This window comes from Kitasatospora xanthocidica (assembly GCF_014656195.1).
GTDB classification, from domain to species: domain Bacteria; phylum Actinomycetota; class Actinomycetes; order Streptomycetales; family Streptomycetaceae; genus Kitasatospora; species Kitasatospora xanthocidica.
Genome location: NZ_BNBY01000052.1, coordinates 1 through 15,015, shown reverse-complemented (window position 1 = coordinate 15,015; position 15,015 = coordinate 1). Strand labels below are relative to the sequence as shown.

Here is a 15,015-nt window from a genome sequence, read left to right as displayed (position 1 = left end):
ACCCGGTGGGGCGCCGTCCCCGGCGCCCCACCGGCCCGCACCCGGCTACTCCCGGGCGTCCGCGGCGATCACCCGCTCGATCACGCCCGCCAGGTCGGACACGTACGGCGGCTTCATCACGCCGAAGTGGTCGCCGCCGATCCGGTGGACCGTCACGCCGCCGGTGGCCAGCTCGCCCCAGCGCCGCACGTAGTCGGCGAACTCCTGGCCGTACGACACCTCGTGGCGCCCCTGGGCCAGTTCGTCGCTGGCGATCAGGTGCAGGTGGAGGGCGAACGGGCGGTGCCGGTAGGCGAGGTCCATCTCCATCACCTCGCGCCAGATCCGCGCCTCGCGCGGCCAGACCTCGCCGATGCCCTCTTCGGGCAGGGTGATCCCGGTCTCCTCGTCGACGTCGTCCACCAGGTGGTCCAGCAGCTCCAGGATCTCCTGGCGCCGGGCCGGGGTGTCGGCCGCGGCGCCGCCCCGCGCCAGCTCGGCGGTCAGCTGCTCCAGCCGCTGGATCAGGGCGAACTCCCGCCAGCCCTCGGCCCGCCGGTGGGCGTCCAGCCCAGGGTCGAGCAGCAGGAAGGTGACCTCCTCGCCGGCGTCCGCCAGCCGGTGGGCCAGCTCCGAGGCGATCCCGCTGCCGCCGCACCAGCTGAACAGCCGGTACGGACCGGCGGGCTGCGCCCGGCGCAGTTCGGCGAGGTAGCGCTCGGCCATCTCCTCGGCACCGGGTGCCGTCGGGCTGTCGTGCGGGCCGGGCCACTCGAAGGCGGCCACCGGGAGGTCGGGGTCCAGGTGCGGGGCCAGCCGCAGGTACCAGTGCGCGCTGCCGCCGCCGGGGTGGACGCAGAACAGCGGGGTCCCGGTGCCTCCCTCGCGGATCCAGACCAGGGCGCCGCCGGTCCCCTCGGCCGTGTCCGTCTCCTCGGCCGCCCGGGCGGACTCCAGCTCGGCGGCGAGCCTGGCCACCGTCCGGTTCTCGATGAAGGAGCGGAAGCGCAGCTCCAGACCGTGCCGGGCCCGCAGGGTGGCGACGATCCGCATCATCGCCAGCGAGTGCCCGCCCAGGTCGAAGAAGTCGTCGTGGACGCCGACCGCGGCCACGCCGAGCGCCTCGCCCCAGGCCTCGCAGAGCGCCCGCTCCAGGTCGGTGGAGGGCGCGGCGTACGCCGAGCCGAGCTGCGGCCGCAGGGCGTCCGGGGCGGGCAGCGCCGCCCGGTCGACCTTGCCGGCCGGGTTGAGCGGGAACTCCTCGACGGCCAGGTAGTGCGTCGGCAGCAGGGCCTGCGGGAGCCGGCCGCGCAGGTGTTCGCGCAGCCCGGCCGGGTCCGCGGTGCGGCCGGGCACGGCCCTGGTGTACGCCACCAGGGTGGCGTCGGGGCCGGCGCCGCGGTGCACGGTGACGGCGGCGGCGGCCACGTCGGGGTGGCCGAGCAGCAGTTCCTCGATCTCGCCCGGTTCGATCCGCAGGCCGCGCACCTTCACCTGGTGGTCGCGGCGGCCGTGGTACTGCAGGGTGCCGTCGGCCGAGCGGGACACCAGGTCGCCGGTGCGGTAGAGCCGGGCGCCGGGCCGGCCGCCGTAGGGGTCGGGGACGAACGCCGCGGCGGTGGCCGCCGGGCGGTTCAGGTAGCCGCGGGCGACGCCGTCGCCGCCGACGTACAGCTCGCCGCGCACCCCGTCCGGCAGCGGCCGCAGGCCGTCGTCGAGGACGTACGCGGACACCCCGGCGATCGGGCCGCCGATCGACGGCGGCCGGTCGTCGCCGGTGGCCGTGACCGGGGCGAGCGTGGCGCAGACGGCGGTCTCGGTCGGTCCGTAGGCGTTGACGAAGGTGGCGTGCCGCGACCAGCGCGAGGCCTGGGCCGCCGAGCAGGCCTCGCCCGCCGAGACCACCACCCGCAGCCGCGGGAAGTCGGCCGGGTCCTGCTGGGAGAGCAGGGACGGCGGCACGGTCATGTGGGTGACCAGGGCGGACTGCTGCCGCAGGTCGCCCGGGTCGGTGTCGGGCGGCGGCAGCACCAGCTCGGCGCCGTGGGTGAGCGTCATCAGCAGCTCCCAGACGTACGCGTCGAAGCTGGGCGAGGCGTACTGGAGCACCCGGTCGCCGGGCCGCACGTCGAGCGGTCCGCACTGGGCCTGGCGCAGGTTGAGGGCGGCCCGGTGCGGGACGCCGACGCCCTTGGGCCGGCCGGTCGACCCCGAGGTGTAGATCAGGTAGGCGAGGGACTCGGGGTCCGTGGGCCCCTCGGGCGCGTAGGGCGGCAGCGCGGCGTACGCCTCCGGGTCGAGCACCTCGACCGTGCCGGGCGCGTCGGGGGGCAGGGTGGGCCGCAGCTCGCGGGTGGTGAGCAGGACGGCCGCGCGGGCGTCGGTCAGCATGTGCCGCAGGCGGTCGGCCGGGTAGGCCGGGTCGAGCGGGAGGAAGGCGCCGCCCGCCTTGAGCACGGCCAGTTGGGCGGTGACCAGGTCCGGGGTGCGCGGCAGGTGCAGCCCGACGACCGTGTCGGGCCCGACGCCGAGGGTCCGCAGCCGGTGGGCGAGCCGGGCGGCCCGGCGCTCCAGCTCCGCGTACCCGACGGTCTCCTCGCCGTGGCGCAGCGCCGTCGCGTGCGGCGTCCGCCGGGCCTGGCGCGCCACCAGCTCGTGCACCGACCCGGCCTCGGGGCTCGGCGCCTGGGGGCCGAGCCCGGCGCGCAGCGCCGCCGCCCGGTCGGCCGGGGGCAGGGTCAGGGCGCGCGGGTCGGCCTCGGGGTCGGCGGCCATCGATTCCAGCACATGGCGGTAGACGCGCCCCAGCAGGGCGAGCTGAGGGCGGCCGACCACGGCGGGCCGGGCGCCGAGGCGCAGCACGCCGGGGAAGGTCCAGACCTCCAGGCCGAGTTCGCTCGGGCTGAAGTCGTCGACCATCCCGATGTCGCCGGACTCCCAGTCGAGCACGTGGAAGTCCAGGTAGCCGAAGGCGGCCTCGACCAGCGGGGCGTCGGCCCCCCACTCGCGCCGCATGGCCGGCATCGGGTAGCGGCGGTGCGGCCACAGCTCGGCCTCGCCGGCGAAGACGTCCGCGACCAGGGCGCGCCAGGTCGGCGCGGACAGGTCGGCCGGGAAGGGCACGGTGTTGAGGTACAGCCCCATCACCTCGTCGCCGCGGGCCCGTTCGGGGCGGCCGTTGGTCACCAGGCCGGTGAAGAACCGGGTGCGTCCGGTGGCGACGCCCAGTGCCGCCAGGTGGGCGGTGTGCAGCACGCTCTTCAGGGAGGCGCCGGCGGTCGCGGCGAGCCGGCGCAGGCCCGGCAGCAGGTCCTCGTGGTCGACGTCGACGATGTGGGCCCGCTCGTCCTGCTCGCTGCCGGCCCAGCCCGGGGGCAGCTCGAACTTCTCGTGCCGGCCGATCCGTTCGGCCCAGAAGGCGCGGTCCTCGGCCGAGTCGAGGGCCGCGAGCTCCAGCGCGACGAAGTCGGCGAAGCGTACGTCCGGCGGGGGCGGCAGGTCGGGGCGCTTTCCCTGGCGCAGGGCCCGGTAGAGGGCGATCAGCTCGGCGACCACGGAGGTGTGGCTCCAGCCGTCCAGGATGGCGTGGCACTCGGTGTGGGTCAGCCACCACTCGTGGTCGTCGATCACGTGGACGGCGTACCGCAGCAGGGGGGCGGTGGCGAGGTCGAACGGCCGGCGCCGCTCGGCGGTCAGGAACCCGTCCACCAGGGCCCGCTGGTCGGCGGCCGGCAGGCCGCGCAGGTCCTCGGTGCGGACGGGGAGTTCGGCGTGCCGGTGGACCAGTTGCAGGACCTGGGAGTAGCCGGAGAGGTCGACGGTGGTGCGCAGGATCTCGTGGCGCTCCACCAGCAGCCGCCCGGCCTCCCGCAGGGTGTCGGGGTCGAAGGGCTCCTCGTCGCGTACCCGGTAGCAGGAGACGTTCTGGTAGACCGCCCGGTCGGTGGCGGCGAGCATCTCGAAGACCATGCCGGCCTGGGTCTGCGCCAGCGGGTAGGCGTCGGCCAGTCCGTCCGGCAGCCGTTCCCGGTCCTCCGCGCCGATCAGGGCGAACGGCTCCACCAGCGGTCCGTCGTCCGGCCCGGCGCCGGGGCCCTGGTCCGGTCCTGCGGCGTCAGCGGCGCGGACCAGGGCGGCGAGCTCGCCGACCCGCTGATGGGTGAACAGGTCGTGCACGGCCAGCCGGATCCCCCGCTCGCGCAGGGCGCCGACCACCCGGATGGCGCGCATCGAGTCGCCGCCGAGCTGGAAGAAGCTGTCCCGGACGCCCACCCGGTCCAGGCCGAGGGCCCCGGCGAACGCCTCGGCGAGGGTCTGCTCCAGGGCGTCCCCGGGTGCCACGTACTCCCCGGCCAGCGCGGAGCGGCTGCCGTCGGGGGCGGGCAGCGCCCGGCGGTCGGTCTTGCCGCTGGGGGTGAGCGGCAGGGCGTCGTGCAGCAGCCAGTGGGCCGGGTGCAGCTGGGCGGGCAGCCGGTGGTGCAGGTGCTCGCGCACCGCGGCCGCGTCCACCGCGCGCGGGGCGAGGTGGGCGACCAGCCGGCCGTCGTGGACGGTGACCGCGGCCGCGGCCACGCCCGGCGCGGAGGCCAGCGCCTCCTCGATCTCGCCGGGTTCGACCCGCTGGCCGCGGATCTTCACCTGGTCGTCGAGCCGGCCGAGGTACTCGATCGCGCCGTCGGGCCGCAGCCGGGCCCGGTCGCCGGTGCGGTAGAGCCGCTCGCCGGGGGCGGTGGCGAACGGGGAGGGGACGAAGCGCTCCGCGGTCAGGCCCGGCCTGGCCAGGTAGCCGCGGGCCAACTGCACGCCGCCGAGCAGCAGTTCACCGGCCACGCCGATCGGGACCGGTCGCAGGTCGGCGTCCACCAGGTAGGTGCGGGTGTTGGCGATCGGCCGGCCGATGGTCACGGTCTCGCCGGGCAGGCAGCGGACGGCGGTGACGTCCACCGCGGCCTCGGTCGGGCCGTAGAGGTTGTGCAGCTCGCAGCCGATCCGCCGGTGCACGGCCTCGGCCAGCTCGCCCGGCAGGGCCTCGCCGCTGCAGACCATCCGGCGCAGCGCGGGCAGCGGGGGCAGCTCCCCGGCGAGGAACTCGCGCAGCATGGACGGCACGAAGTGAAGGGTGGTCACGCCCTCCCCGGCGATCAGCTCGGCCAGGTAGGCCGGGTCGCGGTGGCCGCCGGGCTTGGCGAGCACCATGGTGGCACCGGTGACCAGCGGCCAGAACAGCTCCCACACCGAGACGTCGAAGCCGGTCGGCGTCTTGTGCAGGATCCGGTCGTCGGGGCCCAGCCGGTAGGCCTCCTGCATCCAGTGCAGCCGGTTGGTGATCGCCCGGTGCTCCACCACCACGCCCTTGGGGCGGCCGGTCGAGCCGGAGGTGTAGATCACGTACGCCGGGTGGGCCGGTTCGCAGAGCGGCGCCGGGTCCTCGGTGGGCAGGCCGGACAGGTCCTCGGCGATGTCGACCGGGAGGACCCCGCTGTCGGCCGGGGCCGCCCCGGCACTGCTCTGGCCGCCGTGGCCGATCACGACCCGGGCGCCCGAGTCGGCGAGCATGAAGGCCAGCCGCTCCGCCGGGTACTCCGGGTCGAGCGGCAGGTAGGCGCCGCCCGCCTTGAGCACGCCCAGCAGCGCCACCACCAGTTCGGCGCCCCGGTGCAGCCGGACCCCGACCACGGACTCCGGGCCCACGCCGAGGGCGCGCAGCCGGTGCGCCAGCCGGTTGGCCCGGGTGTTCAGCTCCGCGTACGAGACCGTGACGCCCTGGCCGCGCAGCGCGGGAGCGTCCGGGACGCGGCGGGCCTGGGCCTCGACCAGGGCGGTGAGGGTCCCGGCGGGGTAGCCGCGGGCGGTGTCGTTCCAGGTCTCCAGCAGCAGGGTGCGCTCGGCCGGGGGCAGGACGTCCAGTTCGTGGACGGGCAGCCCGGGCGCGGCGACGGCGCTCTCCAGCAGCCGGGCCAGCTGGGCGGCGAAGCGCTCGACGGTGGCGCGGTCGAACAGGGCGGAGGCGTAGGTGATCCCGCCGGCCAGCGAGCCGTCCGGCTGCTCGGTCAGGCCCAGGGTGAGGTCCACCTTGGCGCTGCTCTCGCCGACCGGCAGCCGGCCGACGGTCAGCCCGCCGGCCGGTACGGCGCCGGCGGTCGCGGCGTCCTCCCACAGCAGCATCGTGGTGAACAGCGGGTTGCGGGACGGGTCGCGCTCCGGGACCAGCTCGTCCACCAGCAGCTCGAACGGGAGCTCCTGGTGGGCGTAGGCGTCCATCGCGCCCTCGCGCACCCGGCGCAGCAGGTCGGTGAAGGACGGGGTGCCGGAGAGGTCCGTCCGCAGGACCAGGGTGTTGAGGAACAGGCCCACCATGGACTGGAGTTCGGCGCGGTCCCGGCCGGCCACCGGGGTGCCGACGGCCAGGTCGCGCTGGCCGCTCCAGCGGCTTAGCAGGACGGCGTAGGCGGCGAGCAGGGCCATGAACGGGGTGGCGCCGTGCTCCCGGGCCAGGGCGGTGAGCCGGCCGGCGGTGTCCGCCGGGACGGCCACCGGCACCTGGTCGCCCGCGGAGTCCCAGACCGGCGGCCGGGGCCGGTCGGTGGGCAGCTCCAGCGGGGGGAGACCGGCCAGGCGGTCGCGCCAGAACGCCAGTTGCCGCTCGGACGGGGCGCCGGCCAGCCGCTCGCGCTGCCAGACGGCGTAGTCGGCGTACTGCAGCTCCGCCGGTGGTGCGGCGGCGGGCTCCCCGGAGCAGGCCGCCGCGTAGCGGGCGGTGAACTCGGTGACCAGCAGGTCCTCCGACCAGCCGTCCGCCGCGATGTGGTGGAAGGTCAGCAGCAGCGCGTGCTCGTCCTCGGCGAGCCTGGCCAGGGTGGCGCGCAGCACCGGGCCGGTCGCGAGGTCGACCGGGCGGCGCTCGGAGCTGGTCAGGGCGTCGATCCTGGCCTCGGCGGCGGGGCGGTCCAGCTCGCGCAGGTCCAGCTCGTCCAGCGGCACCGGGGACGGCTCGTCGACCAGCTGGACGGGTTCGTCGCCGACCACCGGGTAGCGGGTGCGCAGCACCTCGTGGCGGGCCGGCAGGGCGTCCAGCGCGGTGTGCAGCGCCCGGTGGTCCAGCGGGCCGCGCAGGTGCAGGGCGGCGGTCATCAGGTACGCGGTGCCGCCCGGCCGCATCCGGTCCAGGATCCAGAGCCGGCGCTGGGCGGAGGAGAGTGGCAGCGGGCCGGTGCGGGGGGCCCGGCCGATGCCGTCGGCGGGGCGGGGCGCGGCCCCGCCCTCCAGCCGTCGGCGCAGCAGCTCGGCACGCCGGGCGGAGCGGTCAACGGTCTCGCTCATCGCACACCTTTCCGGGACAGGAGGTCCTCGATCTCGTCATCGGTCAGCCGGTCAATGTCGGCCTCGACGGCCTCCCGCACCGCGTCGGCCAGGGCGGCCACCGTGGTGGCCTCGAACAGTCGCCGCAGGGGCAGGTCGACCGCGAAGGCCTCGCGCAGGGCGGCGAGGACCTGGGTGGCGAGCAGGGAGTGCCCGCCGAGGGCGAAGAAGTCGTCCTGGGCGCCGACCCGGGGCAGGCCGAGGATCTCGGACCAGACGGCCGCGATCGCCTCCTGGACCGGGCCCTCGGGGGGCAGGTGGACGGCTGTCTCCTCGGCGCCGGCCGGGGCGGGGTCGGGCAGCGCCTTGCGGTCGACCTTGCCGCTGGAGGTCATCGGGAACTCCGCGAGCGGGGTCCAGCGCGCGGGGATCATGTACTCGGGCAGCAGGTCCCGCAGGTGGGCGCGCAGGTCGGCGACCGGCGGGACCTCCTCGCCGGGCCGGGCGACCAGGTAGGCGACCAGCTGCCGCTCGCCGGGCGCGGTGGGCGCGGCGACGACCACGGCCTCCCGCACCGCGGGGTGCCGGGCCAGCGCCGCCTCGATCTCGCCGAGTTCGATCCGCAGGCCGCGCAGCTTGACCTGGCGGTCGATCCGGCCGAGGAACTCGATGGCGCCGTCCGGGCGGCGGCGGACCAGGTCGCCGGTGCGGTAGAGCCGCTGCCCGGGCGCGGTGGCGAGCGGGTCGGGGACGAAACGGTCGGCGGTCAGGCCGGGGCGGCGGTGGTAGCCGCGGGCGAGCCGGACCCCGCCCAGGCAGAGTTCGCCGGGCACCCCGACCGGGACGGGCCGCAGGTCGGCGTCCAGGACGTGGGCCCGGGTGCCGGCCACCGGCCGTCCGATCGGCAGCGCGGCCGAGGCCTGCCGGCCGGCCTCGCCGGCCGCGTCCACCGGGTGGAGCAGACAGGTGACGGTGGCCTCGGTGGGCCCGTAGTTGCACAGGAAGCGGCCGGGCAGGCCGGTGTCCGCCCAGCGCCGGGCGTCGTCGACGGTGACGACGTCGCTGCCGACGTTCATCAGCTTGAGCGCGGTCAGCCGGGCGAGGTCGGGGGAGTCCAGGACGGCGCGGTAGTAGGCGGGGGTGATCTCCAGGATCGTCACGCCGTACTCGGCCAGCCGGGCGGGGAGTTCGGCCGGGGTCCAGAAGACCGGGTCGCCGACCACGACGGTGGCGCCCGCCACCAGGGTGGCCGCGATCTGGTCCATCGCGACGTCGAAGGTGAGCGCGGACAGCAGCACGACCCGCTCACCCGGGGCGATGCCGTAGGCGTCGGCGATCACCCGGCAGTGGTGGGCGTAGGAGCGGTGCTCGATCATCACGCCCTTGGGGCGGCCGGTCGAGCCCGAGGTGTAGATGACGTAGGCGAGGTCGGCGGGGCCGGCCAGCGGCACCGGGTCGGTGTCGTGAGCCGAGTCGGTCGGCTCGCCGTCCTCCCCGGGCTTGTCGTCGACCAGCACGGTCCGGTACCGGCCGCCGGCCGTCCGGTCGGCGAACTCGGCGGTGGTGAGCACGAGTTCGGCGCCGGCGTCGTCCAGCATGAAGGACAGCCGGTCGGCCGGGTGCCGGGGGTCGAGCGGCACGTACACGCCGCCCGCCTTGAGCACGGCCACCAGGGCGACCACCGCCGCCGCGCTGCGCTCCAGGCAGGAGGCGACCACCGTCTCCGGTCCGACCCCGAGCCCGCGCAGCCGGTGGGCGAGGCGGTTGGCCCGGGCGTTCAGCTCGGCGTAGCCGATGCGTTCCTGCCCGGCGATCACCGCGACCGCCTCCGGGGTGCGGCGGGCCGCCCGCTCGATCAGCTGCGGCACGCAGAGCCCGTGCTCGTCGGCCGGGTCCAGGGCGGCGGTGCGGTGCCCGTCCGGGTCGGGCCACAGGTCGAGCAGCTGGTGCCGCTCCGGCTCGGTGAGCAGGCCGAGGTCGCCGAGCCGGGCGTCCGGGGCGTCGGCGACGGCCCGCAGCAGGGTCAGGTAGTGCCCGGCGAGGCGGTCCATGGTGGCCCGGTCGAACAGGGCGGTGGCGTACTCGAACCAGACCCGCAGCCGGCCGTCCTCGTGCTGGGTGACCGTCACCGTGAGGTCGAACTTGGCCACGGCGGGCCCCGCGTCGACCCACTCGGCGGTGGCCGCGCCGAGGGAGGCGGGGAGGTCGTCCGCGTGCTGCAGCTCGAACATCACCTGGAACAGTGGGTTGCGGGAGAGGTCGCGGTCCGGCCGGAGGGCGTCGACCAGGTGCTCGAACGGCACGTCCTGGTGGGCGAGAGCGTCGGCGGACGCCCGGTGGACCTGGTCCAGGAGCTCGGTGAAGCGCGGATCGCCGGCCAGGTCGGTGCGGATCACCAGGGTGTTGGTGAAGAAGCCGACCAAGTCCTCGGTCTCGGGCCTGGTCCGCCCGGCGACGGGGGTGCCGACCGCGACGTCCTCCCGCCCGGTGTGGCGGCCCAGCAGCACCTGGAAGGCGGCCAGCAGCAGGACGAACGGCGTCACCCCGCTGCGGCGGGCCAACTCCGTCAGCTCGCGGCCGAGTTCCGCCGGTACGGTGGTGTCGAAGGTGGCGCCGCGGGTGTCCCGGACGGCGGCCCGCAGCCGGTCGGTGGGCAGCTCGACGGGCACCAGGCCGGCCAGCCGCTCCCGCCAGTGGTCGAGCTGCCCGGCCAGCCCGCCGGCGTCCTCCCGCTCGCGCTGCCAGACCGCGAAGTCCGCGTAGTGCACGGGCTGCGGGGCCAGGGGCGAGGGCTCGCCCGCCGCGAGCGCCCGGTAGGCCCGGTCCAGGTCGGCCAGCAGCAGGCCGGTCGACCAGCCGTCGCAGACGATGTGGTGCAGGGTCAGGGCGAGCAGGTGGTCGTCGGGGGCGATCCGCACGACGGTGACGCGCACCGGCCACTCGGCCGCCAGGTCGAAGGGGCGGCTGCCGGCCTTGGCCGCCAGCCGGTGCGCCTGTGCCTCGGCGTCGGCGGTCCCGGCGAGGTCGACCAGCCAGAACGGCACCGGGCCGGGCGGGTCGATCACCTGCCGGGGGTCGCCGTCGTTCGGCAGGTAGTGGGTGCGCAGCACCTCGTGCCGGGCGGCGACGGCGTCCACGGCGCCGCGCAGCGCCTCGACGTCCAGCGGGCCGCGCAGGCGCACGGCGAGCGGGACGAGGTACTCGTCGCTGCCGGGCTCCAGCTGGTCCAGGAACCAGAGGCGCTGCTGGCCGAAGGAGAGCGGCAGCTCGCCGGTGCGCGGCACGGGCCGGACGGCGGGTCCGTCCTCGGGGTCGGCGGCGCGGGCCGCGTCGACCCGGGCGGCCAGCGCGGCGACGGTACGGGCGCCGAACAGGTCGCCGACGGTCAGGTCGACGCCGAGGCCGCGGCGCAGCCGCAGGACCATCCGGATCGCCAGCAGCGAGTGGCCGCCGAGGGCGAAGAAGTCGTCCTCGGCGCCGACCCGGTCCACCTCCAGCACCTCGGCCATCGCCTCGGCGACGGACCGTTCGGCGGCGGTGCGCGGGGCGGTCCACGCGCGGCCCGTGCCGCGCTCGCGGCCCTCGGGCGAGGGCAGCAGCTTGCGGTCGACCTTGCCGCTGGGGGTCAGCGGCAGTTCGTCCAGTTCCAGGACGGCCGAGGGGACCATCGCCTCCGGCAGCCGGGCGGCCAGGTGCGCGCGCAGCTCCTCGGGGCCGGCCGCGGTGCCCGGGACGGGCACCACGTAGGCCGTCAGTTCCAGGTCCCCGGCCGCCGAGCGGTGGGTGGCGACCGCGGCGGCCCCGACCGCCGGGTGGGCGGCGAGCACCGCCTCGATCTCCCCGGGCTCGATCCGCACCCCGCGGACCTTGACCTGCTCGTCCAGCCGGGCCAGGAACTCCAGCGCGCCGTCCGCGCGGCGGCGCACCAGGTCCCCGGTGCGGTACCAGCGCTCGCCGGGGGTCCGCGGGTACGGGTTGGGGGCGAAGCGCTCGGCGGTGAGGCCGGGGCGGCCCAGGTAGCCGCGGGCCAGGCCGACGCCGGCCACGCACAGCTCGCCGGGCACGCCGACCGGCACCAGCCGGTCGTGGGCGTCGACCACGTGGACCCGTACCCCGGTGAGCGGGTGGCCGATCGGGACGACGCCGTCCCGCCGGGTGCCGTCGTACGGCCAGGCGGTGGAGTCGATCGCGCACTCGGTCGGGCCGTAGGTGTTGACGACCCGGACGTCGAGCAGGTCGCGCAGCCGCTCGCACAGCTCGGCGGGCAGCGGCTCGCCGGCCGAGCAGACCACGCGCAGCGCGGTGCAGTCGGCCAGGCCCGGCTCGGCGAGCAGCAGCCGCAGCACCGAGGGGACGAGCTGCAGCACGGTGACGCCGTGTTCGGCGGCCCGGGCCATCACGGCCGGGTCGCGGTGGGCGTCGGCCGGGGCCATTACCACGGTGGCGCCGCACACCAGCGGGGAGAGGAACTCCCAGACGGCGGCGTCGAAGCCGATCGTGGTCTTCTGCAGCAGCCGCTCGCCGGGGCCGAGGTCCAGGTGCTCGACCGACCAGAGCACCCGGTTGCGGATGGCCGCGTGCGGCACCACCACGCCCTTGGGGCGGCCGGTGGAGCCGGAGGTGTACATCACATACGCGGCGCCCCGGGGGTCGACAGGCACGGGCGCCGCGAGGGCGTCTGGGGCCGGGTCGTACGCGTCGTCGCCCGGCAGGACCAGCCGGGGCCCGTCCGGCAGCCGGTCGCGCAGCGACTCCTCGGTGATCACCAGGTCCACCCCGGCGTCGGCGACCAGGTACGCCAGCCGGTCGGCGGGGTGGTCGGGGGCGAGCGGCACGTACACCCCGCCCGCGGTGAGCACCGCGAGCAGCGCGGTGACCAGGTCGGCGCCCCGGTGCAGCGCGACCCCGACCGGGGTCTCCGGGGCGACCCCGAGCGCGGTCAGCCGGTGGGCCAGCCGCAGGGTCCGGTCGGCGAGTTCGGCGTAGGTCAGCTCCAGCGGGCCGGCCACCACGGCCACCGCGTCCGGGGTGGCCTCGGCTCGGGCGAGGAAGAGCTCGGGCAGCGACGGACCGGACCACAGCCGGTCGGGGTCGGCGTCGGTGGGGTTCCAGGCGTCGAGCGCCCGTGACTCGGCCTCGGTGAGCAGCTCCAGCCGGTGCACGGGGCTGTCCGGCTGCTCGGCCAGCTGGGTCAGCAGCCGCAGCAGGTGGCCGGCCATTCGCTCGATCCGGGCGTGGTCGAACAGGGCGGTCGGGTAGAGGAAGCGCCCGGTGAGCGAGCCGTCCGGCTCCTCGTCGAGGTGCAGCGAGAGGTCGAAGGCGGAGCTGGTGACGGCGGCCGGGACGAGGCCGACGTCCAGGCCGGCCAGGCGGAACGGCTGCGGGTCGGTGGTGTGCAGCGCGAACGCGGCCTGGAACACCGGGTTGCGGGACCGGTCGCGCTCCGGTGCGAGGTCCGCGACGACCCGGTCGAAGGGCACGTCCTGGTGGTCGTAGGCGTCCAGGACGCTCTCCCGGACCCGGCCGAGCAGGTCGTGGAAGGTCGGTGAGCCGGACAGGTCGGTGCGCAGCACCACGGTGTTGAGGAACATGCCGAGCAGCTGTTCCAGCTCGGGCTGGTCGCGGCGCGAGACCGACACGCCGACGGCCACGTCCTCGCGGCCCGCGTGCCGGGCCAGCAGCAGCTGGTAGGCGGCCAGGTACACCATGAACGGGGTGGCGCCGCGGCCGCGGCCGCGGCCCAGCTCGGTGAGCCGGGCGGCGCACCCGGCGGGCACGGTGAAGGTGACGTCGGCGCCGGCCGGCTCCCAGAGTGCCGGGCGGTGCCGGTCGGCGGGCAGCTCCAGCGGCTCCAGCCCGGCGAGCCGCTCGCGCCAGTAGCCGCGGCGGCGCTCCGTCCGCTCGGCGTCGGCCTCCCAGCGGTCGCGCTCCCACTGGGCGTAGTCCGCGTACTGCAGCGGCGGCGGTTCCAGCGCGGACGGTTGCAGCGGGGACGGCTCGCCGGAGCGGAACGCGCCGTACAGGGCGTCGAGTTCGCGGGCGAGCACGACCCAGGAGCCGGCGTCGAAGGCGATGTGGTGGACGGTCACCAGCAGGGCCGCGTCGGCCTCGCCGAGCCGTACCAGGGTCAGCCGCCAGGGCGCCGCGGTGCGCAGGTCGATCGGGGTCCGCCGTTCGGTGGCGCTCAACTCCCGGAGCCGGTCCAGCTGTTCGGCCTCGGGCAGGGCGCTCAGGTCCACCCGGCGGGGCTCGACCGGCGCCGGGTCGTCGACGATCTGCGAGCCGGCGCCGTCCAGGGCGGCGTAGCGGGTGCGCAGGATCTCGTGCCGGGCGGCGACCTCGGTCAGCGCGGCCGTCAGCGCGGTCTCGTCCAGCGGGCCGCGCAGCCGGATCGCCTCGTGCAGCAGGTACTCGGTCGAGGCGCCGGAGCGCAGCTGGTCGACGAACCAGAGCTGCTCCTGGGCGAAGGAGAGGGGGGAGCCGGTCTCATCGGGTGCCATCGGACGTCTCCCCGGGCGTGTCGGTACGGGCGGCGCGGGCCTGGGCGGCGTCGGCCGCGGACCAGGGCTCGGCCATGGCCACGGCGATCCGCCGCGGTCCGGTGAAGGGCTCGCGGCCGTGCGCCGCCAGCATGTTGTCGACCACCAGCACGTCGTCGGGCCGCCAGTCGAAGCGGCGCTGCTCGGCGCGGTAGCAGTCCCGCAGGTGGGCGACCACCTCGTCGGGCACCGGCTCGCCGTCGCCGTAGTAGGTGTTGGTGGGCAGGCCGGCCTCGCCGTACATCTCCCGCAGGCCGCCGCACACCTCGGGCCCCAGCGTGGTGACGTGGAAGAACGCGAGGTGGTTGAACCAGACCGGCTCGCCGGTCTCCGGGTGCCGGTGCACGGCCTCGCGCCGGGCCCTGGTCCGCAGGCCGGTCGCGGTCCACTCGGCGGTCATGCCGTTGCGGGCGCAGTACCGCTCCACCTCGGCCCGGTCCTCGGTGCCGAAGGCCTGCTGCCAGGCCACCCCGAAGCCCTCGGTGAAGTTGCGCACCACCATCCAGCCGCGGGCCGCGAACTCCTCGCGCACCGCCGGGTCGATCGCCGCGTGGACCCGGCGGACGTCGGCGAGCGGGGTCGAGCCGAGCGTCTCGGGCGCCCGTACGCAGTGGAAGAACAGGGTGCGGGGCCAGACGGCCTGGTAGGAGTTCTCGTTGTGGAGGAAGATCTCCTCGGCCGGCGGGTAGTCGGTGGAGGTGTACACCCGGCCCTTGATGGTACTGCGCGGCGAGGAGCGCTCGGTGTAGGCCAGCGGCTCGCCGGACACCGCCCCGACCACGCCGGCGAACCCGTCGACCCCGCCGACGTCGAAACCGCGCAGCAGGACCGCGCCGTGCTCCAGGAGCCGCCGGCGGAGGAGGGGACGGGCGGCGGGCAGGTACTCGGCCACGGGGGTACCCGGCGCGTCCGCCGACAGGACGAAGGGAAGGGCGGACTCCACGGCGCGCTCTCCCGTGGGATCCGCGGTCGCGGCCGGGCGTGAGGGGTTCGCAGTCATGCGCCTCAGCCTCTCGGGCCGGGCCGGGTGCGGCGAGAGAACAACCAGCAGCCCTGTCGGCAGCGCGTCCTCCGGGCCCGCTGCGTGTCCTTCTCTTCCGGCCCGGGCGGCCGTTCCGCTCTGTGCAGGGGCAGGCCGACGGGCTTCGGCACGCGGGCATGCCGACGGCGGCCGGGACCCCCGTCCGCATCCGTGCGG

Annotated in this window: 3 protein-coding genes; all 3 read right to left on the bottom strand. The window is 76.3% G+C overall.

What is annotated here, in order from left to right:
- Window positions 1–45: 45 nt before the first annotated feature.
- From IE332_RS39425 to IE332_RS39415, 3 genes are read right to left on the bottom strand one after another with little or no spacing between them, the layout of a single operon-like run.
- A complete protein-coding gene (locus tag IE332_RS39425) occupies window positions 46–7,299 on the bottom strand; it encodes a non-ribosomal peptide synthetase (protein WP_189926470.1) in 7,254 nt (2,417 codons plus the stop codon).
- The gene (locus IE332_RS39420) at window positions 7,296–13,778 is read right to left on the bottom strand and encodes a non-ribosomal peptide synthetase (RefSeq protein ID WP_189926468.1); all 6,483 of its coding nucleotides are present in this window, start codon (window positions 13,776–13,778) and stop codon (window positions 7,296–7,298) included. Before IE332_RS39420 ends, IE332_RS39425 begins: the two co-directional genes overlap by 4 nt.
- Window positions 13,765–14,760, bottom strand: a complete 996-nt coding sequence (locus tag IE332_RS39415) for a TauD/TfdA family dioxygenase (RefSeq protein WP_229929292.1) — start codon at window positions 14,758–14,760, stop codon at window positions 13,765–13,767. The genes IE332_RS39420 and IE332_RS39415 overlap by 14 nt, the downstream gene beginning before the upstream one ends.
- Window positions 14,761–15,015: the final 255 nt, after the last annotated feature.